Origin of the sequence: Pseudarthrobacter sp. R1 (assembly GCF_024494415.1) — a bacterium.
GTDB lineage: Bacteria > Actinomycetota > Actinomycetes > Actinomycetales > Micrococcaceae > Arthrobacter.
Window position 1 is genome coordinate 541,312 of record NZ_JAMKFI010000009.1, and the last position, 26,070, is coordinate 567,381.

Genomic DNA, 26,070 nt, shown 5'->3' on the forward strand with positions numbered 1-26,070 from the left:
AAATCCCCGGCCAGTGCATTTTTGTGTTTTCGGGCCGCCGGTTAGCGGCCGGTGCCGCCGTAGACGGTGGCTTCGTTGTCGCTGTCCAGTTCAAAGGCCCGGTGGATGACGCGCACGGCCTCATCCAGGAGGTCCGCGTGCGTAACAACCGAGATGCGGATTTCTGACGTGGAGATCATGTTGATGTTGATCCCGGCATCCGAGAGTGCCTTGAAGAACGTGGCGGAGACCCCCGGGTGCGAACGCATGCCGGCGCCGATCAGGGAGAGCTTGCCGATCTGCTCGTTGTACTCGATGCTTTCGAAGCCGATCTGGTCCTGGGCTGCGTGGAGGGCTGTCAGGGCGTCGGCGCCTTCCACGATGGGCAGCGTGAAGGAGATGTCCGTCCGGCCGGTGCCGTGCGTGGAAACGTTCTGCACGATCATGTCGATGTTCGAATGGGCATCGGCGATGACCTGGAAGATGGCGGCCGCCTTGCCGGGGATGTCCGGGACGCCAACAACAGTGACCTTGGCTTCGGAACGGTCGTGTGCGACGCCGGAGATGATTGGCTGCTCCAAGGCAACTCCCTCTTGTGTGGTGATCTTGTCTTCGGCGCTGGGAATGACCCAGGTGCCTTCGTGCTGGCTGAATGACGAGCGGACGTGCAGCGGCACACCGAACCTGCGCGCGTACTCTACGCAGCGAAGGTGGAGGATCTTGGCGCCGGAGGCTGCGAGCTCCAGCATCTCCTCGCTGGAGATCGTGTCGATCTTCTGGGCTGAGGGGACAACGCGCGGATCGGCAGTGTAGATGCCGTCCACGTCCGTGTAGATCTCGCAGACGTCGGCTTCGAGGGCTGCTGCCAGCGCTACCGCCGTGGTGTCCGAACCGCCCCGGCCCAGGGTGGTGATCTCGTTGGTGGCCCGGCTCATGCCTTGGAAACCCGCCACGATGGCGATATTGCCCTTATCCAGGGCTGTGCGGATACGGTGGGGATCGACGTCGATGATCCTGGCTTTGCCGTGGATGCCGTCCGTGATCATACCGGCCTGGGAGCCCGTGAAGGATTGCGCGGAGGCGCCCAGTTTGTTGATTGCCATGGCCAGGAGCGCCATCGAGATCCGCTCACCGGCTGAGAGCAGCATGTCCATTTCGCGGGCCGGGGCGGAGTCCGTTACCTGGCCTGCGAGGTCCAGGAGTTCATCGGTGGTGTCACCCATGGCCGAGACCACCACAACCACCTCATTGCCCGCCACCTGGGCGTCCACCACGCGCTTGGCCACCCGCTTGATGCCGTCTGCGTCCGCTACGGAGGAACCACCGAACTTCTGCACGATGAGCTGTTTGGTGACGGCACGGCCGACGGGCAGCTCCTGTGGCTGCGTTGCGTTGTGCACTTCGGTAGTGGGCGTACTCATGCGGGTACCTTCATTGGATCAATTGGAGTCCGGCCAGACAGCCGTAACGCTGTGCTGGCCCTGACGCTGGGAACTAGCGCCATCGTTGGCGCGACTTCTGGTTCCAGTTTATCGCCGTGCAAGGCCGGGCGTTGAATTGTGACCGAATCTCAGCCCAGGGAAGGACCGGCCGGGGAGCGCCGCAGGCGTACGCTCAGACTGTCAAAATGCATAAAAAGACTGTGGGGGACAGGTGCGCAATAGATGGCAATAATTTCTGAATTACCGGAGGCTGCGGACGGGCCGGAACCGGACGACGGCATCACGGCACGGGCTGTGAGCCGCAGCTTCGGTGCGGTGCGCGCCGTCGAACACATGGACTTCCATGCGCCGGCCGGCAAGGTGACCGCCCTGATCGGTCCGAACGGAGCGGGGAAAACAACGCTGCTGCTGATGCTGGCGTCGCTGTTGGCACCGGACGCGGGCAGCATCAGCGTGGGCGGACTCGATCCGCGCCGGGACCGGGCGGAAGTGCGCCGGCGGTTGGGCTGGATGCCGGACACCCTGGGCGTATGGGAATCCCTGACCGCGCGGGAAATTCTCACCCAGATGGCCCGCTTCTACCGGCTCCCGGCCCAAGGCATCGGAACGAGGGTCGCGGAGATGCTCGAACGGGTGCGGCTGGCCGACCTTGCGGACCAGCCGGCGCGGGTGCTCTCCCGTGGGCAGCAGCAGCGGCTCAGCCTTGCCCGGGCACTGATCCATGACCCCTCTGTCCTGCTCCTCGATGAGCCCGCATCGGGGCTCGATCCGGGCTCCCGCGTGGAGCTCCGGATCATGCTGCGACAACTCGCGGGGGAGGGCAAGGCAGTGGTGGTCTCGTCCCACGTGCTGAGCGAACTGGACGAAATCGCTGATGGCGCGGTGTTTGTGAACAAGGGCCGTACGGTCCGGCGCCAAACCGTCGAAGAGGCTGCGGCAGCCGGGCGCCGGTACGCAGTCACCGCCTCTGATGTGGCCGCACTTGCTGCCAGGCTCACCGAACTGGGACTGGCGTTCCGCCGCGAAGACGGGCGGCGTCCATCCGTCAGCCTGATGCTGGCAAGCGACGACGACGCCGAGCGCCTGCTGCGCGACCTGGTGCTGGGAGGCGTCGGGGTAAATTCCTTCGCCCCCGCTTCAGGGGCCCTTGAAGAGACATACATGAGCCTTGAGGGGGAACGGCAATGAGCCACGCGACAGAAGACCGGCAAGATACGGCCAGCCAGCGAACCACGGGCGGCTACCTGCCCGGGGTCAGGGACGTGGTGGTCCTGGAGCTCAAGCAGCGGCTGCGGTCCCGGGGCTGGTACATCATGCTGGCCATCTGGTTTGTCCTCACCGGGCTCGTAACCTGGCTGACGTGGGCCAGCTGGAACGCCTCGCAGGCCGCACAGCGCGAAATCCCCGGTTATGTCCCGCCGCCCGAATCGGGGCCCGGGTCCATGATCTTCGAGGTGGTCCTGGCCTTTGTCCTGCTGTTTGCGTTGCTCGTTGCTCCGGCGCTCTCCGCCAACGCGGTGAATGGTGACCGTGCAGGGGGCACGCTGGCCATCCTCCAGGTGACACTGCTGCAGCCCGGCCAGATCCTGTGGGGTAAGTTTTTCGCTGCATGGGCGGCAGCACTCGCGTTCCTGGTGGCCAGCACCCCGTTCCTGGTGATCGGAGTGGCGCTGGGCGGAATGACTCCCGGCCATGTGCTGGTGGCGTTGCTCATGCTGGCTGTTGAGGTGGGGGTTGTGTGTGCCATCGGTGTGGGCATCTCGGCGCTCGCCGGCAGGCCGCTGTTCTCCATCGTGGTCACGTACCTGGCAGTGGCCGGGCTGGCGGTCGGCACGCTGATCGCCTTTGGGCTGGGCGCGGGGCTTACCCAGGGCACGGTCCTGGCGAACCAGGCCCAGTACCGCGCGTACGAGCCGCTCAATAACGGGCCGGTGGAGCCCGAGTACACCTGCTCAGGGCCGTTGCAGGAACAGATGGTTATGCGGACGGAACGGGTGGCGTGGTTGCTGGCCATGAATCCCTACGTGGTGGTGGCAGACGCCATACCGTACAAAGACCGCTCGCAGGAGCGCAGCTTCTCCTCAGTGGGGGCTATTGAAGGTATCAGCCAGGGAGCCCGCTCCGCGCTTGCCGGTCCTGAGGGCACGTATCCGTGCGCCAATGGGGAGGTCAAGCCTCGGTATCTGGCACAGTCCACACCCATGTGGCCGCTGGGACTGGGCCTGCAGCTCCTGGTTGCCGCGCTGCTCATGTGGCTTGGCTGGCGTTCGCTCCGTACGCCTGCCCACCGGCTGGCCCGGGGCACGCGTATCGCTTAAGCGAATCTTGCCTGAGCCACTCGGGACAGGCCCGGCCGGGGCGGATCAGGATGGGATAGCCCCTGACCGCCCGGGACCGGGCCTGTTCTTTCAGATGTGGGAGCTTGAACTGTGGCCGACGGAGCATTAGTCGCCGACAGGCAGTTTGCTGGCCGGCGCAGCGCCGGTTCAGTCGGATGAGTGTTGGGGGCTGTCCAGCCTGAACATCAGCAGGGGGAAGCCTTTGCCGGCCGTTTCCTGGTCTGCCGGGAGAAAGGGGTCCCTCCGGAAGCCAAGGCTTTGGAGGAGCCGGATGGAAGGACTGTTTGGTTCGTAGACTGCCGCGACGGCGGTACTGATTCCGCAGTGCGTGAAGAGCCACTGGACCAGCACCGCCGCAGCCTCACGGCCGTATCCCTGGTGCTGGTAATCGGCATTCAGGACATAGGCCAACGCTGCCTCGCCGGCAGGATGCCTGCCGGGGGCGAGCACGCCCGTCGCGGCCATGGCTGTGCTGTTCCACGTCCGCGCGTCACCAATTACTTTTCCTGACTCCCGCAGGGTAATTGCCCAGCCGTAGTTGAACCATTTGCCGTTGGAGGCCGCGCCCAGGGCCAGCAGCTGCGTCAGTCTTTCCCTGTTTGCCTCGGCCGTAAGGGGGCCGTGCGAGAGGTATTGGGTGACCGAAGGGTCGCTTCTGTACTTGTGGATGGCGGCCTCGTCCGAACCATCAATCAGGCGCAGGACGAGCCGCTGGGTTACCAGCGGCGTTGGCTCTCCCGGGAGCATGTCGGCCAAATCCTCAGGTAAGGGCGTTGCGGCGGCCCTCGAAAGCACGGCCCAACGTGACCTCATCTGCGTATTCGAGGTCGCCGCCCACCGGCAGCCCGGAGGCCAGCCTGGTCACGGTAATCCCGATCGTCTTCAGCATGCGGGCCAGGTAGGTGGCTGTAGCTTCTCCCTCCAGGTTTGGATCCGTAGCGATGATCACTTCCTGGATGGCGCCGTCGTTCAGTCGGGTGAGGAGCTCCCGGATCCGCAGCTGCTCCGGGCCGATACCGGCGATCGGATTTATGGCTCCGCCCAGCACGTGGTACCTGCCCCGGAATGAACGGGTGCGTTCCACAGCGAGGACGTCTTTGGATTCCTCCACCACGCAGATCACAGCCGGATCGCGTCGGGGATCACGGCAGATATTGCATTGTTCCTGCTCGGTGACGTTGCCGCAGACGGTGCAGAACTTGACCCGCTCCTTGACGGAGGTGATGGCTTCCACCAGCCGCTTCATGTCCTGGGGGTCCGCTTCAAGGATGTGGAACGCCAGCCGCTGTGCGGATTTTGGGCCCACGCCGGGAAGGCGTCCGAGCTCGTCAATCAGCTCTTGGACAGCACCTTCGTACACGTTTTCCTCTTTAGCTAGGGGCGGACAGTGGTTGGATCAGTAGCGGGGTGTAACGGGACTTCCGTCGAGGGAACGCTCTTCGATCAGCTTCCCGCCGAGGATACGTTCCACCGCGGCACGGCCGAAAACTCCGGATTCCTCAATGGTCTCATCGTCGGCGCTGGGGATGTCCTGCACGTAGGTTGCCGCCGCGGGAACGGCCCGTGCAGGGGCTTTCGCCCGGCCCGCCTCGGCCTCTGGGCTGTTGGACAGGCGCTGATACAGGCTTTGCCGGCTGCCAGCCGCAGCAGGGGAATCTGCGGGAAGCGGGGAAGCCGCAGGGGCACTGGTCGGAGCAGAGGTAACGGCAGGGGCAATGATCGGGGCAGGGGCAGGTGCCGCCGCGGCTGAAGCCATGGCGTACTCCCGGGCCGGGACTGGAACGGAACGTGCGGGGACGGTAGCTGAGGGAACCGCGCCGGAAGGGGCAATGCCGGAGGGAGCGTTGACTGAGGGAACCGCGCCCGAGGGAGCTGCGCCCGAGGGAGCTGCGCCCGAGGGGACGGGGCTCTGGGTAGCCGGTTCCGTGGTTGTCGCCCTCGTACCCGCCTTCGTGGGCGGGGTCGCAGTCGGCGCCAATCCCCACTCGGCGTCCACGGAAGCCACCGCGTTGGAAACGGGGATGGAAGGCGGAATCTGGGCGGTGGCCGGCTCATACCGCATGGCTGACGGACCCGCAACTGCTTCCTTTTCACGCAACGCGGACGTGGCGTTCTTGTCCACGTTGCTGGCTTCCCCAACAACCCACACACCCGGTGCCTGCTCAATCGCACGGGTCCAGGGATCGGAGGCAGCCGTGCCCGGGGCATGGGCAACAGGAGCTTTGGCAGTTGCGGATTCGGTGAGGGGTTGCGTACCAGCCTGTGTGCCCTGCTGGCGTGGGCCGGCTGCGGCGGTGATGCCACCCGAGGCGGCGACCGGAGCGGAGCGAACGGCCTGGGCCGTTGCCGGAGCGGGGCGGCCATCGGAGCGCGCGGAAGGGTCCCAGTCCATGGGAGGCTCTTCTTCCAGCGGTGGCACGTCTTCATCCCGGGGCGGGCCCCAGTCGTCGTCCGAGTAGGAGTAGTCTTCCACGCCGCCACTGTAGGAGTCAGCTTGAGCCGAAGGGGCCGTTGAAGGGACTGCCAACGGCTCAGTTTGGGAAGAGCCGGCGGTGGGTGCGCGCCGAACCTGGGAAGGGCTACTCCCTGGTGCAGACTGACGTTTTTCTCCTGCCTGGAGCACGGCGGGAATCGAGCCGTTACTCCCGGCCTTGCCTTCGGTTTCTGGCGCTGTTGGAACGGGTACCTGCCCCTGGCCAGCACTTGCCGGAGCGGAGGGCGCCGGTGCATCCGTCGTCGCCGACCCGGGCGCAGATGCCAGCCCCCAGGCAACATCAGCTGAAGTCGCCGGACCAGTTGCCGGCGCTGGCCGGCTAGCGGGTGCTTTTGGGTTTGGCTCAGAGCTCGCCCGGCCGGCGCTTCCGCCGGCCACCGCATTGATCTGGCAGTCAATGCCCACAGTCTTATGGATCGCCTGCCGAAGGTTCTCTGAATGGTCTGCCCGGCCAAAAGCGCCGGCGAGCCCACTCGTGGTGAATGAAATGGTGAGCGCGTGGCCGTCAAACGCAGTGACTTGAGCGTTTGGTTCAACGAGTGCCCAGGTGCTGCGCTTGATCTTCGAAAGCGTCTGCAGGACATCCGGCCATGCCCGACGCAGCACTTCCACGTCGCCCATTGCTGCAGGGGATGCGGCGGGAACAGATCCAGCCGGGGCCGTTTCGGGCCGGCCAGCTGCAGGGGCGGCCTGGGCAACCGGCGCAGCCGGAGCTGAAGCCTGCCGGTTGTCGGCTGCCGGCGTTCCGCCGGCAGGGCCTTCTGCGGTGACTGCGGCCGCCCTGTGTGCCACTCCGGGGCGGGAGTCGACGCGGGCAGCCCGGGAGTCTGCGGAGGGCTCGATTGGCCAGTCGCTGGTGCTTACCCGGGGAGCGGTCAACGGGGCACGATTGTCCGGGTCCACCGGGTCCACCGGGTCCACGGGCTTGGCCGTTGCGGCATGGGCCGGGAAGGAGGCAGGTGCCGGCCCGGGGCCGGCTGCGGCCTCCGCGGGCTCTTGGCTGGCGGGCTGGACGGCGGCGGATGGAGGGGCCGGAGGCACGGGCCGTGAAGGTCCGGACATCGCCGGTTCCGGGGCCGCCGGGCTGGCTGAGGTCTTGCCGGCCGGTGCCGGATGGTGGGCCGGGGCCGGGACCGGGGCTGCGGTGGCGGGAGCTCCGACGTCGTTCCCTGCATAGTTGAGCCGCCGCTCAACACGGTCTATTCGCGCAGCCATGCCGCGCTCGTTCTGCTCGGAACTGGGCAGGAGGATCCGGGCGCAAAGCAGTTCCAGATGCAGCCGCGGGGAGGTGGCGCCGGTCATTTCGGTCAATGCGGTGTTGGTGACATCGGCCGCACGGGACAACTCGGCGGCGCCCAGGTTGTGCGCCTGGTTTTTCAGGCGGGCAATCTGGTCTGCAGGCATGCCGCGAAGAATGGTCTGGGCGCTTTCGGGCATCGCCTGGACGATGATGAGGTCGCGAAAGCGCTCCAGGAGGTCCTCAACGAAGCGGCGAGGGTCGTGGCCGGTTTGGATGACCCTGTCCACGGCGCGGAAAACGGTTGCGGCGTCCGAGGCAGCCACCGCCTCGACAACATCGTCCAGCAACGAAGCGTGGGTGTAGCCGAGCAGCGCCACGGCAAGTTCGTAGTCCAGGCCGTTGGGCCCGGCACCTGCCATCAGCTGGTCCAGAACCGACAGGGAATCACGGACAGAGCCGCCGCCGGCACGGATCACCAGCGACAGGACACCGGGCGCAACCGGAACGTTCTCCTGGTTGCAGAGAAGTTCGAGGTAGGCCATGAGCGGCTCCGGCGGCACCAGGCGGAAGGGGTAATGGTGCGTCCGGGAGCGGATTGTGCCGATGACCTTGTCCGGCTCCGTTGTGGCGAAGATGAACTTGATGTGTTCCGGCGGTTCTTCAACGATCTTCAGCAGGGCGTTAAAACCGGCGGACGTAACCATGTGGGCTTCGTCAATGATGAAGATCTTGTAGCGGTCACGCACGGGGGCATACGTTGCCCTCTCACGGAGGTCCCGCGCGTCGTCCACGCCGCCGTGGCTGGCGGCGTCGATCTCGATGACGTCGAGTGACCCGGAGCCGCCACGGGCAAGCTCCACGCAGCTGGGGCACGTGCCGCAGGGGGTGTCGGTGGGGCCCTGGGCGCAGTTCAAGCAGCGGGCCAGAATGCGCGCTGACGTGGTCTTACCGCAACCCCTGGGACCGGAAAAAAGGTAAGCGTGGTTGACCCGGTTTTTCCGCAGAGCGGTCATCAGCGGTTCGGTGACATGTTCCTGCCCGATAACGTCAGCGAAGGAGTCTGGACGGTATCTGCGGTAGAGGGCGGTAGTAACTGTCACAGAGAAAACCCTACCAATCCGGGCAGACAGTCTGCCGCCTTGTGGGGGAATAGTAAAGACCCCCCATGCACCCGCCAGAGCCCATTTACCCTTGCTACCTTCCGGTCCTGGGGGAGTTCAACAGGATGACGCCACATGAGGGGCCGTCAGATACTTTACCCGAACTTCAGGCCCGACTCGAATCGGGGTCCTGGAAGCTCCAGCCCTCAACCTTCCAGCTCATCAGTGCGGGTTCCTCATACGGGTGCACGGCACGCAAGGCAGCGATCACACCCTTGAGCAGCGGCCCTTCAACCACGCACTCAATCCGGTCCTCGGGCACTTCCTCGGGAGTTCCCACAGCTCCGATGTAAGGAGCGGCACCCGCCAGCGGAGTGAACCGGCCGGTGCCCGAGGTCACAAAGGAACAGTGGGAGTGGTTGCCGATCCGGCCCGCTCCGGCGTCGCCGATAGCTTCCAGTGCCTGGCGGGTGTGAGTGCCGGGGACGTAAACCACCAGTGTGTGCAGCTCTGTCATGCCTCCCATCGTGCCCTAACCGGCCAGCGGTGAAACGGAAAATTCATTGCTTATCCAACCGCCAGCCGCGATCATGGATATGTACACCGATTGGGGCAATCTCAAGATTGTGAGCTGCGAGGCCTGCCTGAACGGAGCCGGACCCGGCAGCTCAACGGTGTTCCGGTGGAATGGGCGCATTGGGGGCGTCCATTTCTGGTTTAAGCCCGCGCTCGAACCCGCCCGCCCGAGCGGGTGGAAAGCCTTCAAAGCCGGCGTCGGAGCCTCAATTGGGCGAAGCGGAAAACATCAGGTACTCTAGTATCTGCTTTTGATTCAGAAGCAGTTGGAGAATTCGCCTAGCGGCCTATGGCGCACGCCTGGAACGCGTGTTGGGTTAACGCCCTCGGGGGTTCAAATCCCCCATTCTCCGCCGGTTAAGAACCCGGCTCCGGCATTGCCGGGGCCGGGTTCTTTCGCTATGGGCAAAGCGTACTTACGCGTTCGCGGCCGGCACACCCAGGCGGCGAAGGCGTTCCCTGGCGGCCAATTCGCTGGGCCCCCTGCGTCCCAAAGCCAGGCGTACGACGGCGAGAACCGCCTTTGTTGCGAGCCTCACCGGCAGCGCCACCGGACCCAGCCGCGGAACAGCCAGGCCGAGCATCTGGCGGTATCGTGGCTCCAAGCTGTACACCGCACCGGCAAACAGGATCCGGTAGCCCGGCCGGAGCATCCGGTTTAACGGCGGGTTCCGGATGAATTCCACTGTCTCTGCCACCCGGCCGTCAACGCGAAGCTCACCGCTTTCGTACCAGCGGTCCAGTTGCCTGTGCATGTCTGCCTCGGTAAGCGGTGGATCTTCCACCCCCATCAGGCGGCCCGCCTGGGCCCACTCACGGACATAGGCGTCCGGTCCTCCCGGAATGGCGCCGCCCCATATCTTATGGGCGGTGAGGAACGCGTCCGTGAATGCCAAATGGATCCAGCTGGCCAACTCCGGATCGTTGGCGCTGTAGTCGCGTTGCGCCCCAAGGTTGTCGCTGTAACTGCCCTGGACCGCTTCATGCAGCCGGCGCACCCTGCGCGAGGCGTTTTCGGCAGCCTCACTGGACCCGTATGTCACAGTGAAAATCCAGCGGATGGTGTTAGCCAACCTGATCAGTGGATCCTCGCGGAAGCTTGAATGTTCGTGGACGCCGGCAAGTGCCCCGGGATGGAGGGCCTGCATCAATAGTGTGCGGATTCCGGCCACGATGGGGGACATGGAACCGTGGACAGCCCATATTGCCGAACCGGGAAGGTGGTAACCGGGGTCATTGCCTTCAGCCAGCTTCGGCACCCAGTCGGGAACCTCGTCGGCTCTGCCCGTAAAGGTTTTTTTGACTTCGTCCTGCCATTTTCGAAGGAAACTCCGCATATATGATTGTCGCCCAAAGGGAGCCTGGCGGGGCAGTTGGAGCGTACCGCAAGGTTTTCTCAAGTAGTTGCCTGCACGATAGGACGAGGTTCACAGGCTACCGGCGCTTTGGTCCCGCGCCGGGTCATTAGGTTATGGAGACACACGTTGGGGAATCGTCGAACTTCGGGTAAGCGAACAGATGTGCGCCGTCCACATGTTTCTGTTCTGCGCGCCCTGACTGCCACTGGTGCTGTTGCCTTATCCATCTGGTCCCTGAACCTTGCAGGCAGCGCAGGGGAGCGGGAGGCTTCGAGAGCCGCGGTTGCTGGACTCGGTACGGAGACAACCACCTCAAGCAACGGAGGCTCGGACGCGCAGGCCTCGGACAGTGTTGGCGCAGGGATGCTGCAGGCAGCGGCCTTTACGAATCCAGGGGCACTTGTCACCTTTCCCCATGCGGCAATAGGCGGTTACCGCGGGGAGAACTCCCCGTCGCTGACGGTGGGAACGACAGGCTTCGGCAGGCCGCCGGCCGGATTCCTGATGGCGCCACTGACTCTGCTCAATGCCAGCTCACCCTTCGGTTTCCGGGTGAGCCCCTTGTCCGGGGCCGCCGGCGACTTCCATCTGGGGCAGGACTTCGCCGCCCCTTGTGGTACAGGCGTTTACGCGGCGGACTCAGGACGGGTGCGTGCTGCAGGCTGGCACCCTTGGGGCGGCGGCAACAGGGTGGAAATCGACCACGGCAACGGGCTGATCACAACGTACAACCACCTTGAGGCAATCACTGTCCGTACGGGCGACGAGGTCAACGCCGGCCAAATCCTCGGCCGGGTGGGCAGCACCGGTTGGTCGACGGGATGCCACCTGCACTTTGAAACGATCCTCGATGGCCGCCATACGAGTCCGATGAAGTGGACTCTCATGCCCGCCCGGCCTCTGGCTGGCAGCCGATCCGGTGAAATGCGGAGTTACATGCCCGGGTTTGGCTCTCCCTCCGAGGGGACAACCAGTTGGGCGTTGCCGTTGAGCCAGGATTACGACGACCCTCACGAAAGTGAAGTCCGGGCAGGAACGCCTGTAAAGCCCGCGTCCCCACTTTTGCTGTGGCCTGCCGCGGCGATTGGTGCTGCAGGCCCTCAACCGACGGTGCCGCCCAGTGCGTCATCCCCGGCGGGAACGCCGAGTGCGTCGTCCCCGACGGCGCTACCGACCCAGCCGCCGACGTCGTCGACGCCGACGTCATCACCGACACCGACGCCGACGCCGTCACCGACGCCGACGCCGACGCCGACGCCGTCACCGACGCCGTCACCGACGCCGTCACCGACGCCGACGCCGTCACCGACGCCGTCACCGACGCCGACGCCGTCACCGTCACCGACGCCCACTCCGTCACCGACGCCGACGCTCACGCCCACACCCCCACCGCCGCCGGTCGAAGTCATGCCGGTCCCGACACCGACACTTCTTGAAGTCATCGCGACACCGATCGAACCTAGGCAATCACCGTCCCCTGCCCCGGTTGTACCATCCCCGACACTGACACCGATCCCCATCGACCCAACGGACCCGGCCGAACCTGCTGCGGTGCCTACGCCGTCGCCCCTCGAGGCCACATTCCCGGCGCAGGATAGCTGTCCCGCAGAGCCGACTCCGGAAACACCAAACCTGCTCCCTGATGTATCAGCAACGGATCCGGGCAGCGGACAACTTCCTGAGGGCACAACGTGTGAAAACCTTGTACGCGATCCGGCAGACCCTGCATGACGGCTCCCAAAATGCCTGAAAACCAACTCCTTTGACACCACAGCAACGGCGAAATTGGCAATGACGAACGTCGTAGCCCGGGCACCGACACACCTCACACCGGGAGGAAGGGGCTTTTCGTCCAAAGCCCGGGTCCGGGGCTGATCACAAGCACAAAGCGGGCTGTCCACGTGCAGGCTTGGGCGGCCTACGGGCGGAAACAATTCGGCGGGCATCCACAAAAAAACCGCATTGTCTCGTTACGGGGTTCACAGGGGCCCAGCATGTATGTTCACATGGGAGGTACCGTCAAGACAGGGGCGGTCGCCACGTCCTGGAGTCAGTCTTATGGGCACTCACGCGGTTTCCGGCAAGGACGCCAAAAACCCCGGAGGGTTATGCCTGCCCGCTGCCCGTGCTGTGGCGGCCACCGGGGTCCTCGCCATTTCGGTCTGCGCTTTGAACCTTTCCGCGAGCACCCCTGAACCTGGCACTGCTACTGCCTCTGTCGTCCGTCCCGTCGCAGGAATGGGTGCCGTGGGAATTCCCGCGGGATCGAGTACCGGTTCCAGCACCGGAACCAGTACCGGTTTCAGCGCCGGCCCTGAAACAGGAACAGTGGTGAACGGCAGTACGAATGTGGGCGTGCCGCCGTCGGACGGCCTTGTAGCCAACCCCGCGACTGCAAACATCCTGACCGCTCCAGACGTGGAGATTACCTTCCCGCGTCCGCTGGTAAGCAGCTCCAGCGAGAGCACTCCGTCCCCACTGGCGGTCGAGCTGACCGGGCTTGGCAGGCCGTCGGCGGGTTACCTTATGGCGCCCCTCAAACTGCTGTATCCCTCGTCACCCTTCGGATTCCGCGTAAGCCCACTGTCCGGGGCAGCGGGGGATTTCCATCTCGGCCAGGACTATGCTGCTCCGTGCGGCACGGAGGTTTACGCCGCTGATTCAGGAGTGGTACGCGCTGCCGGGTGGCATCCTTGGGGCGGCGGTAACCGGGTAGAGATAGATCACGGCAACGGGCTCATCAGCACCTACAACCACCTTGAGTCCATCGCCGTCCGCAGCGGAGACACCATCAACGTTGGCCAGGCTATTGCGCGGGTAGGCTCGACCGGGTGGTCGACGGGATGCCACCTGCACTTCGAGACGATTCTCAACGGACACCACGTCAGTCCCCTGACGTGGGGCCTGATACCGGTTCGATCCGTCGGCGCCGGACCGGCTGACCTCCGGACGTACCTGCCGCGCTTTGGTGCTCCGTCAACCGGGCCGGTAACTTGGACCATCCCGGTGGGGCAGGGCAATGAACCTCCTCCGGCTCCTCGTTGGGTGAGTTCGCCGACGACGCTTGCCGGATTACCTTCTTGGACAGCATCCCCGCTGTCGCAGCTTAGGCCCGCAGACTCTGGAACGCTATCGCCGACGGGACCGGCTGGTACGGGGACGGCGTCGCCAAGTGAGCCTTCTGGTACGGGGACGGCGTCGCCAAGTGAGCCTTCTGGTACGGATTCGCCGACGCCGACGCCGACGCCGACGCCCACGCCCACGCCCACGCCGAGTGAGCCTTCTGGTACGGATTCGCCGACGCCGACGCCGAGTGAGCCTTCTGGTCCGGGGACGCCGACGCCGACGCCTACGCCGAGTGAGCCTTCTGGTCCGGGTTCGCCGACACCGACGCCTACGCCGAGTGAGCCTTCTGGTCCGGGAACGCCGACGCCGAGCGATCCGGCTGATCCGGGAACACCGACGCCGACCCCGAGCGAGCCCGCGCCTGTCCCGATCCAACCCGCGCCGACCCCGAGCGAGCCCGCGCCTGTCCCGATCCAACCCGCGCCGACCCCGAGCGAGCCCGCGCCTGTCCCGATCCAACCCGCGCCGCCCACTCAGCCCCCCCGCCCACCGCCGCCCCGCCCCCCGCCGCGGCCGCCGTCTCCACCGCCAGTGCCTCCCCCACCCCCGCCCGTCCCGCCCCTCTGCGTGTGGTCTTGAAGTTGAGTTGGCTACAATGCGTGGTGCTCCTTCTAGCGTAAGAGCCAGAGGTTAGTTATTTTTTTTTTTTTGCAAGCAGAAGCCGACATACGAATTCATGCCTGGTCTCGTGGGCTCGAGATGTGTATAAGGCACGGGCACCTGCGCCAGCACCTCCGCCACCGCCTGCGCCTCCGCCACCGCCTGCGCCTCCGCCACCGCCTGCGCCAGCACCTCCGCCACCGCCTGCGCCGGCACCGATCCAACCTGCACCGATCCAACCTGCGCCGATTCAGCCTGCGCCGATTCAGCCTGCGCCGACCGAACCTGCACCGCCAACGAGTCCGTCCGCGTCACCGGAACCGTGAAACCCCAACGGGAGTTGCACCCAGGAAGTCCCAGCCCGGACCAGTACAGTGGTCCACTGGCAACGAATTCCACGCATGGACAACTTTCCGAGGACGCAGCCTGTGACCCCCTTGTACGCGATTCCACTGACCCTCAACGTCGGAACCGCCACTGATTTCGGCAGATTCAAAGGCAAAGTGGTGATGGTGGTGAACGTTGCCTCCAACTGCGGGTTTACGTCCCAGTACGCGGGCCTGGAAGCACTCTATGAAAAGTTCCGGGACCGCGGGTTTGAGATCCTCGGCGTCCCATGCAACCAATTCGCCGGGCAGGAGCCCGGCAGTGACAGCGAAATTGCCGAGTTCTGCCAGCGGAACTTCGGAGTGACGTTTCCGCTGACGGTCAAGGCGGACGTCCGCGGCAGGGACCGGCACCCGCTTTACAAGGAGCTCACCAAATTCAAGACCGGACTGCTGCCCGGATTGGTGAAGTGGAACTTTGAGAAGTTCCTCGTCAGCCGGGAGGGCGAAGTGGTGAACCGCTTTGCGCCCACAGTGGAACCCGATTCGGCGGAGGTTATTGACGCCGTCGAGGAAGCCCTCGGCTAAAAAATGCCGCTTTGGCCGAATGTGGCAGCGCAAAAGCGCAGTTCTTCTACCTTTTTCCACATCAGCTACGGCGATTTACCCAAAGTTAGCCAAATGTCTGATTGGATAAACCTTACTGAAGGGTACAAGGGAAACGCCGTTTCCCACCGACCACAGAGGCAGCAATGGAGCACATCGAGGCCGAACACCCCCGGCCACGCCACTTCCTACTCCACCTGAGCGATCCCCACTTGACGGGAGGGCCGGATCCCCTTTACGGCGTCGTTGACAGCGAAGCGCGGCTTATCCAACTCTTTGATGAGGTGAAGGCGTCGGGGGCGCGGCCGGAGGCTGTGATTTTCACCGGTGACCTTGCAGACAAGGGCGATCCGGAGGCCTACATGAAACTCCGGGCCATCGTGGAGCCGGCGTGCCAGGAGCTGGATGCAGAAGTCATTTGGGCGATGGGAAACCACGACAACCGGGCGAACTTCCGGAAGGGCCTGCTGGACCAGCCCGGCAGTGACGCTCCCGTGGACCACAGCTATTTCATCAACGGGCTGCGCGTCATCACCCTGGACACGACCGTGCCGGGCTTCCACCACGGCGAACTTAGCGAGTCCCAGCTGGACTGGCTGGCGCTCGAGCTGGAGACACCGGCTCCGGACGGCACCATCCTGGCGCTCCACCACCCGCCCGTCCCATCGGTCCTCGACCTCTCGGTCCTGGTTGAGCTGCGGGACCAGGCATCACTCGCCGCGGTAGTCCGCAACTCGGACGTCCGGACCATCCTGGCAGGCCACCTGCACTATTCCACCACGGCGAGCTTTGCCGGGGTTCCCGTCTCCGTCGCCTCCGCCAGCTGTTACACCCAGGACCTCAACGTTCCTGTTGGCGGCACCCGGGGACAGGACAACGGACAGTCATTCAACCTCGTCCATGTGTACGAGCACACGATTGTGCATTCGGTGGTTCCCCTGGGCAGGTCCACAACGGTGGGGGAGTACGTTCCGCCCGAAGAGACAGCCCGCCGACTGGAGGCCGCCGGAGTCCGTATCCCTGAAACCACCAAACAGCGGAGCAGTGCCAGGGCCAGCCTGCCCACAGGCCGTTAGGAACCGCCCGCAGATCCGCGCAGTCAGATCCGCGCTCCAGGGTCCGTGCCGCAGGCTCGGACCCTGGCTCGGCGTCCTACTTTTCCCAGGGCGCCTTGATGGGGAAGTACTTCTCCAGGAAGTCGGTCACCAGTTTGGCGCGCTCGTCGGCCTCCACCTCGGGGAAGCTGCCGTCATTCAGGCAGAAGAAGTCCATGTTGCGCTTGGACAGCAGCTTGGGCAGGTAGTTGAGCCCGGCCCGCATGGTGGTGTCCACGTACCGGACCTTCGCCGCTGTCTGGGTTACGGCGCGGCCCGTGAGCAGGGCGTAGTAGTGGTAGAAGGAGTTGGTGACGGAAATGTTGTCCGCCGCCCGGAACCGGCTCGCCGCCGTCTTCCGGAACTCCTCCGGGAACTCGCGTTCCATCCTGGCCACAACGCTGCGGCGCAGCGGGGCTGCACTGTGCTCGAGGTGCCGCGTGGTGATCCGCCCGAACCGGTTCCACAACAGTTTGCGGTTGACACGGGCCGCGTTCTCGAAGCCGCTGCGCTCTGCAGCGTTCTCGCCCAGGCCAATCCGGGTTTCCGCCTCGATGAACTTGGTGATGCCGCCCGGCGTGAAAAACAGGTCGGGACTGACCGGCCGGCCGAAGAACATGTCGTCGTTGGAGTACAGGAAGTGCTCCGAGAGGCCCTCTATGTTGTGGAGCTGGCACTCCACCGCCTGGGAGTTGTGCGTGGGAAGCACTGAGGGGTCCGAGAAGAATTCCTCGCTGCGCACGATGGTCACCGACGGGTGTTCCGCCAGCCATTCAGGTGCCGCTGAATCCGTGGCAATGAAGATGCGCCGGATCCAGGGAGCGAACATGTAAACGGACCTGAGTGCGTACTTGAGTTCGTTGACCTGCCGGAAGCGGGCCTCGTGGTCGTCGCCTTCGCCGAGGACCACATCTTTCTGCTGTGCACGCCGCGCTGCAATGTACTCAGGGGAGCTGCCGTCCACCCAGGAGAACACCAGATCGATGTCGAAGCTGATGTCGCTGGCGTGGTCGGCGAACATGTTCTCGATGGTCGGCCACGTGTGGCCGTAACGCTCCACGGTGCCGCGGACGGCGTCCTGCCGGAGCAGGGTCCTGCGCGTGAGTGAATTCTCGATCGGCAATGTGATCTCATCAGCCTTGAAGGACCAAAGCTCGATCTGTACACCTGCGGAAGCACCGAACTCGAAGCCGCCGGCCGGTTCCACGCGCGGGCGGTACAGGCGGAAGATGCGCGCCTGCCGATTGGAGGAGAGCTCGCCGTCTGCCACCAGCAGGGAGATTTTTTTCTTGGCATCCACGGTCATGGAATAGAACGGCTCGTCCCGGCAGGCTTCCACCAGGGCCGCCCGCAGTTTTTTCCTGTCTTTCCAATCCAGGGCGATGACGGGCCGGTCATTGTTGCCCCTGACCAGCAGGTACGCCAGGTCCGCGTTGGCCAGCACATTGCGTACGAACAGCAGGTCCTCCACCATTGCCTGGTAGGGAGTCCTGTTGTGGTTGATCAGCGCAATGCGTCCCTTGTGCCTGATGACATCAGGGCGGGGGTTAAGCCGCTGTTCAGCTTCGGCTGAAGTGATCTCCGCGTGAAATTGTTCCTCTACGGATGCCTGGCCGCCGTAGTAGACCTCGTCCTGTACCGGTGCTTCTGTAATGGTCGTCTCCGTGCTCGTCAAAGTAAGCGTTTCTACCTGCATGATAGCGGTGCAGTGGAAACAGCAGGTTTCAGGCGGGGCTGCCCGGGGTATGGAACCGGGTTAGGCGCCCAGCTCTTCCAGCCAGCTGCGCAGGAAAGCACCGCCGGCGTCATCGTGGATGACGGTGGCCTCGAGTCCCAGGTCAGAGGCGGTCAGGACAGGGTAGGGCTTGTCCGGAACGCCATCGGCAGGCCGGACATCCACATGCTTTACCGCGTGGTCGTTGTGGTGAAGCCAGTCAGCCATGGCGTAGTCCGTGCGGGAATCTCCCACTGTCCGCCAGGCCTGCGGCGTGATGCCCTGGGCGGCGAGCAGCTCCACTGCCCGGCTGGCGCCGAGATCCTTGCCGAGCCGCACCGACTCAATGTCCGTGGAAATGATGGTGGGGTCCACCCGGTAGTCCACTTCGTCGTCGGAATTGGGAACGTGGTGGTCCAGCCTGACCACCCCCAGCCCGTGGTGGCCCATCAGGTCCATGGCGTCAGCGTCGAAAAGTTTCTGTTCGGCCAGGTAGTCGATATCGGCCACGCCGATGTGCTGTTCCACGGACACCATGGCCCGCTTGGTCTCGTCGAAGAACATGTGCGCCGCGTAGTCCTCCGCCACCAGCCGCCTGACGTCGTCACCATAGGCTGCGGGAACCGCCAGTTCGCGGTCCACGTGGATGGGACCGGGACCTGCTGCCGTATAGCTGAACCACACCGCGCCTTTTTCACAGATGGCGTGGATGATGGTACCGGCCGGAATGCCCGCAGCGATCATCGGCTCCATGACCTGCTCACGGATGAAGGCATCGGAGCGGCCGGTGTTGAAAATGACGGGAATGCCGGCAGAGGCCAGGGCAACGAGATCCCGGATGATGTCCTGTTTCACATCGCGCGTAACGGGGCTTGCAATTGGCCCGTCCACATCCAACAGCAGCGCGAGGGAAGGCGTGGCCGGGTGGTGTACGCCTGACGTGGAGGCGGCAGGGAACTCGGATGCTGTCATGCCTCCATTCTGTCAGCAGCACCGTTATGTCAGCACCGTGAACTCCCGGTGCCGCCCGCATGGATGGCCGCGTGTAACACTTGGTCACTGTTTGGCTACAACCTGCCCGACGGCGTGCTGGCTACTTTCGCTGGGACCATCCGGTGCCTAGGGTGGCATGGTGATATTCAAAGCTGTGGGCGAGGGCCGCCCTTACCCTGACCATGGTTACAACACCCCCAAGGAATGGGCTTCGCTGCCCCCGCGTCCGGTCAGGCTGGACGAGCTGGTGACCACCAAGCGCACCCTGGACCTGGAGGCGCTCCTGGCCGAGGATTCCACTTTCTTCGGAGACCTTTTTCCGCATGTGGTGCAGTACCAGGGAACCCTTTACCTGGAGGATGGTCTGCACCGCGCCGTCCGGACCGCCCTGCACCAGCGCACGGCGATCCATGCCCGTGTACTGGTCATAGATGGCTAGGAAGAAGCAGCAGGACGTCAGCGTCCTCCACGGCCACCGTGTTGTTACAGGCCCTGAATTGCGAGCCGCGTTCGAAGCGGACAGCGGCGCCGACGACACCGCGCGGGTGCGCCGCCGCGTGCTGCATGCGGTGGTGCTTGTGGTCCTCATCGGACTGATCGTGGCCGCGATTATCACCGCGCTGGCCATCATCAACGGGCGCCTGAAAATTCCTGCCGCCGAGCCTGCGCAGGAGACTGTCTCCACCTGCCCTGCGGCGACCTTCGACTACACCCCCAATGACAAGATCAACCTCAACGTCTACAACTCCACGAGCAGGCCGGGCCTGGCGCGGTCAGTGGCGGACGAGTTCCTGGCCCGGAAGTTCGTTGTAGGGGCGGTGTCCAATGTCGAGGCCAGCTACCGGGGCGTCGCCGCAGTGGTGTCCGGGGCTGCCGGCCAGTCAGCGGCGTTCAGCGTCCAGCGCAACCTGCCGGGCTCGGATTACTTCCAGGACGGCAGGACCGATGGCAGCGTGGACGTGATCCTTGCCCAGGATTACGCTGCGCTGGCCCCGCCGGAACTCGTCGACCAGACGCCGGGCACCCTTAGCTGCCCCCGTGAGAGCCGCCGGATCGCGGACGACGACAAGACGCCCGTCATCCCCTCGGCGGCACCCGCGCCCTGAGTCGAACCAGCAGATGCGCTATCGGACCGGGTTGCTAAGCCGGCCTGGCGGGACCAAAGACGACAGGCGCTCAGCTGGCCACGGCGGGAAGGGAAGCAAGGCGGACGGGGTGGCCGGCGTCGTCGAACCTCGCTCCCGCCCCCAGCTGGATGAAGCGCACGGTCCTGGCCACCCTGGCTTCCAGTTCCGCGGGCTCGTCACTGCCCCTTGCCGCGCTGGAGGAGAGCGTGCCAAGGATCAGCTGCGCCTGCTGGCCGATGTCCGCCGTCGGCAGGTACCCCTGCTCCATCCCATCGCGCAGGATGCCCTGCAGCAGGACGCTCAGCTCGCCCACGTGATCCGCGAGTTTGGCAAAGGACGACGGCGACAGCACGGCTCCCATCGCCGGCCCGGGCGGCAGGTGGCGGCGGCTGAGGTCCACCACCTGGGCGCGCACGTACAGTGCCAGCCGTTCCACCGGGTTGTCCAGGCGGCCAAGGGCTTCGCGGAGCTCGGACAGGAACTTCTCCGTCTCCTCAAGGGCGTAGGAGATCAGGAGCTCTTCGATGTCCGCATAGTAGTTGTAGACGGCGGTCCGGCCCACCCCTGCGTGCCGGGCCACATCCGTCATGGTCAGCCCGGGAAGGCCGTGGGAGAAGAGGAGCTCGCCAAAAGCGGTGAGGATGCGGCGCTGCGTTTCCGCGCGCTGCTCGGCGTTGCTGGCCGCTGTAATCCTGGGCATGTAGACACTTTACCGCGAAGTGTCACCAAACCGCGGTTATGGCTGGACGGAGCAGCCGTCCGGGCCACAGGCTTCGCCGTCGGTGGAGTTCACCAGCACCAGCGGGTTGGCATCCTGCCAGGCCTGCGTCAGCGCCGCGGTGAACGTTTCGACGGGCTGGGCGCCGGAAAGCCCGAACTTGCGGTCTATGACGAAGAAGGGGACTCCACTGATGCCCAGGGCGCGGCCTTCCTCGAAATCGAGCCGGACGTCGTCGGCGTACTTGTCCGTGGTGAACAGCTCTTCCGCTTCATCGGCGCTGATGCCCAGGTCGAGGGCGAGCGAGGTCAGGTATCCGCGGTTGCCGATGTCCTTGCCGTGCTCGAAGTGGTCGCTGAGCAGGCGTTCCTTGGCTTCGTCCTGCTTGCCGTGGGCGGCGGCAAGATGAATCAGGCAGTGTGCGGTGAAGCTGTTCGCCACCACCACCGAATCGAACCGGTAGTCGAGGCCCTCACCCTTGGCCTGCTGCGTGACGTGGTCAAACATCTGCGAAACCTGCTGCCGGGGCATGCCCTTGCGGCTGCTGAGGTAGTCCAGCTCGGTCCCGTCGTAGTGCTCGGGGAGGGTGGGATCCAGCTGGTAGCTGCGCCACTTCACGTCCACCGCTTCCTTGTGCGGGAAGGCAGCCAGGGCTGCCTCAAAGCGGCGTTTTCCGATGTAGCACCACGGGCACGCGACGTCCGACCAGATCTCAATCTTCATATTGGGGCCAACAGCGGATTCCCGGCCACCATTCCGAAAACCGTTGTTAGATACCGCACACAAGGTCTTGTCCGCCGGGGTGGTCTTGGGCAATAGTCAGACTGTGGGGTTACACGGACGCCCGGGGTGTTGGTGTCTCCACAACTGCGGAAACCGAAGCAGGTTCCGCGGATAAAATTGCTTGGCCAGCTGGGGAGCCCGGCCTGTTCTAGGCGAGGCCACGAATGCGGATAGGACTGGTTGCAGGACCATGGATTCCGGTTCCACCGGTGACATATGGCGGCACCGAAAGGGTAGTGGACAGCCTGGCACGCGGGTTCCGTGAGGCTGGACATGAGGTACTGATGGCAGCGTCCCCGGAAAGCAGCTGCCCCGTGCCGAGGGTTCCCGGGATGCGGCCTGCAGAACAGGCCGGGTTGAACTGCACCCTCTCGGAGCTGAGCCATGTAGTCAGGGCTTACGAGGGGCTGCAGGACGCGGACGTCATCCATGACCATACGATTGCCGGACCGCTGTACCTGCACCGCCCCGACCGGGTTCCTCTGGTGACCACCATGCATGGACCGCTCACCGCTGACTCTGCTGACATCTACCGTGCCATTGCCCGCAGGGGAGCAGTCATCGCCATCTCGAGGGACCAGACCTCGCATGTCCCGGACGTTCCAGTAACCAGGGTGATCCATCACGGCATGAACGTGTCATCCGTGCCGGTGGGATCCGGCACAGGAGGCTACCTGTGCTTCGTGGGGCGGGCCTGCCCCGACAAAGGACTGCTGGAAGCCATCATGGTTGCCCGCGAGGCGGGCATGCCTTTGCGGATCGCGGTCAAGATGCGCGAGTCGGAGGAGTTGCGCTACTTCCATGAGGTCATTGAACCCCTGCTGGGACCCAACGAAGACTTTGTGGGGGAAGTCGACGACGCAGCCAAATACGAGCTGATGGGTGAAGCGCTGGCCTTCCTGAACCCCATCCAATGGTCGGAGCCCTTCGGGCTGGTCATGATCGAGGCACTTGCCACCGGTACCCCGGTGGTAGGCACGGCCGTGGGGTCCGCGCCCGAGATCATTGATCATGGCCGGACCGGATTCTTGGGGCGCATCCAGCAACTGGCGGGCTTTGTGCAGGAAGCGGAAGGCCTCAGCCGGGCAGCCTGCCGGAAGGTTGCGGAGGATCGGTTCAGCGAGGAGCGGATGGTGAACGAGCACCTTTGGCTTTTTGAGAGGCTGGTTGCAGGGGAGCCGCCGGCAGGGGTTCCGGATACGGCCAGGTTGCACCAGAATCTTTAAGGAATGGTCTTGGGGATCCGCGAAAAGTCCGCCGCCTAGCGAAGGAGTGCCTTCATGACCGCATGGAACGCCGATACCGAAGCCGGCGCATCCGAATCAGGGTCGGTCACGATCGTGGAAGGGTCCTCGTTCTGCATCTCCTCTGAAACGGGTGACATTAGTGCAGACGCCGGCGCAAACGGGGCATTTTTCCAGGACACCCGCATCATCTCCCGCTGGATCCTGCGCATCAACGGCGCGCTTCGTGAGCCCCTCGTCGCCCAGAAGCCCCAGCCCTTCGGAGCCACCTTTGTTGGCCGGGCAAAGTGGCCCGACGGCAGGTTCGACAGCCCGCTGGTGGTCCGGCAGGCCCGTCACGTCGGGCCAGGCCTGCAGGACGACATCACCCTGGAAAACTTCTCGGCCGAGCCGGTGGATTGCGAGGTCGAGCTGCTCCTGGATGCCGACCAGGCCGATCTCTTCGACGTCAAGGGCGGCCGGACAACGCGGGGCGCTGATGCCACGCGCGAAGTAGTTGACGGCAGCCTCGTGATCGAGGCCGCCCGCCACGGGCAGCGGCGGGGAACCTCAATCAGGGCAGCAGGTGCCGACGTCGGGACCGACGGACTCCGCTTCCACGCTACGGTGCCTGCCAGGGGCAAGTGGGCCACCAGCGTTATTGTGGTGCCACTCGTCAACGGACAGCCACCGGCCGATCCTTTCACCGAGGAGCGGCTTCCACGCCACCGCGAAGGCGTACGCCGGCACCGGGCCTGGGAGGAAAACGTCCCCCAGGTCACAGTGACGGACAGCAACCTGCAGCAGGTGCTTAACCGCAGCCAGAGTGACCTGGGCTCCTTGCGGATCTTCGACGAGCACCATCCCGGCAGGGTGGCGGTGGCAGCCGGGGCGCCGTGGTTTATGGCCCTGTTCGGCCGGGACTCGCTGCTCTCCTCCTACATGAGCCTGCTGGTGAGTCCGAAACTGGCGGCCGGAACGCTGCAGACCCTGGCGGGGCTGCAGGGAACCAAGGTGGATTCGGACTCGGAAGAAGAACCGGGACGCATTCCGCACGAGGTGAGGCTGGGTGTGACTGCCGGGCTGTCGCTGGGAGGCATAGCTTATTACGGCACAGCAGACGCCACTCCGTTGTTCGTAGGCCTCCTGGGCGAGCTGAGCCGCTGGGGCCTCTCGCGCGAGATCATCCACCCGTTGCTTCCGCATGCGGACCGTGCCCTGGACTGGATTGAGAAATACGGTGACCGCGACGGCGACGGATTCGTTGAGTACAAGAGGCCTAATGACCACGGTCTGGTCAACCAGGGCTGGAAGGACTCCTGGGACGGTATCAACTTTGCCGACGGCACCATGGCAGAAGCTCCTATCGCCCTGTGCGAAGTTCAGGCGTACGTCTACTCCGCCTATATCGGCAGGTCGCTGCTTGCGCGCTGGGACGGCGACGTGGCCCTGGAACAGCATTGGGCCGACAAGGGCGCTGCCCTCAAGGCTGCCTTCAATGAGAAGTTCTGGCTGCCGGACAAGGGTTATTTCGCGGTGGCGCTGGACAAGGACAAACGGCCAGTGGATGCCTGTACTTCGAACATGGGCCATTGCCTTTGGACGGGCATTGTGGACGAGGACAAGGCGCCCTCCGTGGTGGAGCATCTGATGTCGCCCCAGATGTTCTCAGGCTGGGGCATCCGCACCCTCGGGTCGGACATGGGCGCCTACAACCCCGTGAGTTACCACAACGGTTCGGTCTGGCCGCACGACTCTGCGTTGGTGGCCACAGGGCTGATGCGGTACGGATTCGTGGAGGAGGCGCGGCGGGTTGCTTCCGGCCTCATTGAGGCCGCCGAACACTTTGACGGACGGCTGCCGGAACTGTTTTGCGGTTTTGACCGCGGCGAGTTCGCAGGACCTGTGCCTTACCCCACCGCGTGCTCACCACAGGCCTGGGCTGCGGCGGCACCGGTGCAGCTGATGCGCGTGCTGCTCCGCTTCGACCCCGTCTACACCCACGGAGTGGTGCACCTGGCGCCGATCCTCCCCGAGGACATGGGCGATTTCGAGGCTGCCAACGTCCTGATCGACACCTCCCGAATCACCATCAGGGCCCACGGGACCGGCGGCAGCATTGATGGGCTCCCGCCGGGCCTGAAGCTCTTATCGGAGCCACGTCCGCCCCTGGCCTACCCCCCAAAGGCTCATCAGCACGCCTGAAGGCACAAGCACTGATGGCACTGAGCCTGGTGCAGCCGTCAGGGGACTGCGCGCTCCAGCACGAAGTCATGCTCCACGGTGCTGCCCAGTCTGAAGGATTTGGTGCCCACCTTGCGGAATCCGGATTTTTCATAGAAGCGGATGGCCCTGGCGTTCTGGCTGTTGACACCCAGCCAGACGCCCCGCCCTCCCGCGTCCGCCGCCGCCTTGAGGCTGGCGTGCATCAGTTCCGCAGCGGCACCGAGCCCGTGGTGTTCGGGGTGCACATAGCACTTGCTGAGTTCCACCGATGGCAGGATTTCCAGTACTGAAACCACGTCCGGGTCTGCCGCCGGCCGGTTCACCAGCAGGCTGTAGCCGCGGAGGTCACCCCCGGTATCGATCACGAGGATGGTGACGTCCGGGTCGGCGAGGTACGCCTGGAAGTGCCGTTCGCTGAGCGTGTTGGCAAGGTGCGCCGCGATGTCCTGAGGCGACGACGACGGCGGGCACGCCAGCGGAAAGGTGACGGCCGCCAGCGCAGCCAGCGCGCCGGCGTCGTCCGTTGTTGCCTTTCGGATGGAAGGGGTCATGCAGGGATTGTACGTGCCTGCCTTCTCTTCGGGTTACTGCTTGAAGGCGGCGTCGAAGGAGGTGTTCGACGGCGGGAAGTCGAACTTTTTGAGGGCGGCGAGGGCTTCGGGGGCGCCGTGGAGGCGGTCCATGCCGGCGTCTTCCCACTCGATGGAGATGGGGCCGTTGTAACCGATCGCGGTCAGGGCGCGGAAGGAGGCTTCCCAGGGGACGTCGCCGCGGCCGGCGGAGACGAAGTCCCACCCGCGGCGGGGGTCGCCCCAGGCGAGGTGGGAGCCCAGGACGGTGTTGCGGCCGGTCTGGCGGACCTTGGTGTCCTTGCAGTCCACGTGGTAGATCCGGTCCTTGAAGTCCCAGATGAAGGAGACGGGGTCGATGCCCTGCCACATCATGTGTGACGGGTCCCAGTTCAGCCCGAACGCGGGGCGGTGGTTGATCGCTTCGAGGGTGCGGA

23 protein-coding genes, 1 tRNA gene, 1 other RNA gene and 1 pseudogene are annotated in these 26,070 nt (G+C 64.7%); 12 read left to right on the forward strand and 14 right to left on the reverse strand.

Translation table 11 applies throughout. The annotated features are described in order from the left end of the window. Positions 1 to 41: 41 nt before the first annotated feature. A complete protein-coding gene (locus tag M8J71_RS19875; RefSeq protein WP_163166552.1) occupies positions 42 to 1,400 on the reverse strand; it encodes an aspartate kinase in 1,359 nt (452 codons plus the stop codon). Between the two features lie 243 nt (positions 1,401 to 1,643). Here M8J71_RS19875 and M8J71_RS19880 point away from each other — a divergent pair, with 243 nt between their 5' ends. Further along, on the forward strand, positions 1,644 to 2,609 hold the full coding sequence (locus M8J71_RS19880) for an ABC transporter ATP-binding protein (RefSeq protein WP_256249523.1): 966 nt from the start codon (positions 1,644 to 1,646) through the stop codon (positions 2,607 to 2,609). Beyond that, positions 2,606 to 3,739: an ABC transporter permease gene (locus tag M8J71_RS19885; RefSeq protein ID WP_256249524.1), complete on the forward strand. Its 1,134-nt coding sequence runs from the start codon at positions 2,606 to 2,608 to the stop codon at positions 3,737 to 3,739. The genes M8J71_RS19880 and M8J71_RS19885 overlap by 4 nt, the downstream gene beginning before the upstream one ends. A 168-nt stretch (positions 3,740 to 3,907) precedes the next feature. On the opposite strand, the gene M8J71_RS19890 is transcribed toward M8J71_RS19885, so the two are convergent. The 5 genes from M8J71_RS19890 to M8J71_RS19910 form a co-directional block, all read right to left on the reverse strand. After that, complete coding sequence (locus M8J71_RS19890; protein WP_256249525.1) at positions 3,908 to 4,507, reverse strand: GNAT family N-acetyltransferase; 600 nt, start codon at positions 4,505 to 4,507, stop codon at positions 3,908 to 3,910. A 13-nt stretch (positions 4,508 to 4,520) separates the two neighbouring features. Then, positions 4,521 to 5,120, reverse strand: coding sequence for a recombination mediator RecR (gene recR / locus M8J71_RS19895; protein WP_256249526.1), 600 nt, complete (start codon positions 5,118 to 5,120; stop codon positions 4,521 to 4,523). Positions 5,121 to 5,156: 36 nt separating this feature from the next. Then, the gene (locus tag M8J71_RS19900; protein WP_256249527.1) at positions 5,157 to 8,594 is read right to left on the reverse strand and encodes a DNA polymerase III subunit gamma and tau; all 3,438 of its coding nucleotides are present in this window, start codon (positions 8,592 to 8,594) and stop codon (positions 5,157 to 5,159) included. A 51-nt stretch (positions 8,595 to 8,645) separates the two neighbouring features. Further along, positions 8,646 to 8,742, reverse strand: an RNA gene (gene ffs, locus M8J71_RS19905) — signal recognition particle sRNA small type. 18 nt (positions 8,743 to 8,760) lie between these two features. Beyond that, entirely contained in the window at positions 8,761 to 9,111 is a 351-nt protein-coding gene (locus M8J71_RS19910; RefSeq protein ID WP_256249528.1) for a hypothetical protein, read from the reverse strand. Positions 9,112 to 9,438: 327 nt separating this feature from the next. Here M8J71_RS19910 and M8J71_RS19915 point away from each other — a divergent pair. Continuing rightward, positions 9,439 to 9,523 (forward strand) — tRNA-Ser (locus M8J71_RS19915). Between the two features lie 63 nt (positions 9,524 to 9,586). Here the strand turns inward: M8J71_RS19915 and M8J71_RS19920 are convergent. Next, a complete protein-coding gene (locus M8J71_RS19920) occupies positions 9,587 to 10,507 on the reverse strand; it encodes an oxygenase MpaB family protein (RefSeq protein WP_256249529.1) in 921 nt (306 codons plus the stop codon). A 525-nt stretch (positions 10,508 to 11,032) separates the two neighbouring features. On the opposite strand from M8J71_RS19920, the pseudogene M8J71_RS23490 reads away from it, so the two are divergent. The 3 genes and pseudogenes from M8J71_RS23490 to M8J71_RS19935 form a co-directional block, all read left to right on the forward strand. Then, positions 11,033 to 11,386, forward strand: a pseudogene (locus tag M8J71_RS23490) (M23 family metallopeptidase); the annotation flags it as partial. A gap of 209 nt (positions 11,387 to 11,595) precedes the next feature. Further along, positions 11,596 to 11,964, forward strand: a complete 369-nt coding sequence (locus M8J71_RS23495) for a hypothetical protein (protein WP_256249630.1) — start codon at positions 11,596 to 11,598, stop codon at positions 11,962 to 11,964. Positions 11,965 to 13,054: 1,090 nt separating this feature from the next. Then, positions 13,055 to 14,233 (forward strand): M23 family metallopeptidase, encoded by a 1,179-nt coding sequence (locus M8J71_RS19935; RefSeq protein WP_256249628.1) that lies wholly within the window; start codon positions 13,055 to 13,057, stop codon positions 14,231 to 14,233. 51 nt (positions 14,234 to 14,284) lie between these two features. On the opposite strand, the gene M8J71_RS19940 is transcribed toward M8J71_RS19935, so the two are convergent. Beyond that, positions 14,285 to 14,551, reverse strand: a complete 267-nt coding sequence (locus M8J71_RS19940; RefSeq protein ID WP_256249530.1) for a hypothetical protein — start codon at positions 14,549 to 14,551, stop codon at positions 14,285 to 14,287. Between the two features lie 131 nt (positions 14,552 to 14,682). Here M8J71_RS19940 and M8J71_RS19945 point away from each other — a divergent pair, with 131 nt between their 5' ends. Then, complete coding sequence (locus tag M8J71_RS19945) at positions 14,683 to 15,168, forward strand: glutathione peroxidase (protein ID WP_256249531.1); 486 nt, start codon at positions 14,683 to 14,685, stop codon at positions 15,166 to 15,168. 164 nt (positions 15,169 to 15,332) lie between these two features. Beyond that, complete coding sequence (locus M8J71_RS19950) at positions 15,333 to 16,262, forward strand: phosphodiesterase (protein ID WP_256249532.1); 930 nt, start codon at positions 15,333 to 15,335, stop codon at positions 16,260 to 16,262. A gap of 76 nt (positions 16,263 to 16,338) precedes the next feature. On the opposite strand, the gene M8J71_RS19955 is transcribed toward M8J71_RS19950, so the two are convergent. Then, positions 16,339 to 17,976 (reverse strand): stealth family protein, encoded by a 1,638-nt coding sequence (locus M8J71_RS19955; protein ID WP_256249533.1) that lies wholly within the window; start codon positions 17,974 to 17,976, stop codon positions 16,339 to 16,341. Between the two features lie 60 nt (positions 17,977 to 18,036). After that, positions 18,037 to 18,966, reverse strand: a complete 930-nt coding sequence (locus tag M8J71_RS19960) for a hypothetical protein (protein WP_256249534.1) — start codon at positions 18,964 to 18,966, stop codon at positions 18,037 to 18,039. 160 nt (positions 18,967 to 19,126) lie between these two features. Here M8J71_RS19960 and M8J71_RS19965 point away from each other — a divergent pair, with 160 nt between their 5' ends. Both M8J71_RS19965 and M8J71_RS19970 read left to right on the forward strand, forming a co-directional pair. Beyond that, positions 19,127 to 19,426, forward strand: coding sequence for a type II toxin-antitoxin system VapB family antitoxin (locus M8J71_RS19965; RefSeq protein ID WP_256249629.1), 300 nt, complete (start codon positions 19,127 to 19,129; stop codon positions 19,424 to 19,426). Further along, the gene (locus tag M8J71_RS19970; protein ID WP_256249535.1) at positions 19,419 to 20,093 is read left to right on the forward strand and encodes a LytR C-terminal domain-containing protein; all 675 of its coding nucleotides are present in this window, start codon (positions 19,419 to 19,421) and stop codon (positions 20,091 to 20,093) included. Before M8J71_RS19965 ends, M8J71_RS19970 begins: the two co-directional genes overlap by 8 nt. 70 nt (positions 20,094 to 20,163) lie before the next feature. Here the strand turns inward: M8J71_RS19970 and M8J71_RS19975 are convergent, their stop codons facing one another. Both M8J71_RS19975 and M8J71_RS19980 read right to left on the reverse strand, forming a co-directional pair. Continuing rightward, entirely contained in the window at positions 20,164 to 20,814 is a 651-nt protein-coding gene (locus M8J71_RS19975; RefSeq protein WP_256249536.1) for a TetR/AcrR family transcriptional regulator, read from the reverse strand. Between the two features lie 36 nt (positions 20,815 to 20,850). Beyond that, on the reverse strand, positions 20,851 to 21,555 hold the full coding sequence (locus M8J71_RS19980; RefSeq protein WP_256249537.1) for a DsbA family oxidoreductase: 705 nt from the start codon (positions 21,553 to 21,555) through the stop codon (positions 20,851 to 20,853). A gap of 224 nt (positions 21,556 to 21,779) precedes the next feature. On the opposite strand from M8J71_RS19980, the gene M8J71_RS19985 reads away from it, so the two are divergent. After that, on the forward strand, positions 21,780 to 22,841 hold the full coding sequence (locus tag M8J71_RS19985) for a glycosyltransferase family 4 protein (RefSeq protein ID WP_256249538.1): 1,062 nt from the start codon (positions 21,780 to 21,782) through the stop codon (positions 22,839 to 22,841). Positions 22,842 to 22,895: 54 nt separating this feature from the next. Then, positions 22,896 to 25,043: an amylo-alpha-1,6-glucosidase gene (locus M8J71_RS19990; RefSeq protein WP_256249539.1), complete on the forward strand. Its 2,148-nt coding sequence runs from the start codon at positions 22,896 to 22,898 to the stop codon at positions 25,041 to 25,043. A gap of 38 nt (positions 25,044 to 25,081) precedes the next feature. Here M8J71_RS19990 and M8J71_RS19995 read toward each other — a convergent pair whose 3' ends face one another. Both M8J71_RS19995 and M8J71_RS20000 read right to left on the reverse strand, forming a co-directional pair. Beyond that, the gene (locus M8J71_RS19995) at positions 25,082 to 25,615 is read right to left on the reverse strand and encodes a GNAT family N-acetyltransferase (RefSeq protein ID WP_256249540.1); all 534 of its coding nucleotides are present in this window, start codon (positions 25,613 to 25,615) and stop codon (positions 25,082 to 25,084) included. A gap of 33 nt (positions 25,616 to 25,648) precedes the next feature. Then, positions 25,649 to 26,070: sugar phosphate isomerase/epimerase family protein (locus tag M8J71_RS20000; protein ID WP_256249541.1), on the reverse strand; the 422-nt coding region annotated here is incomplete at its 5' end.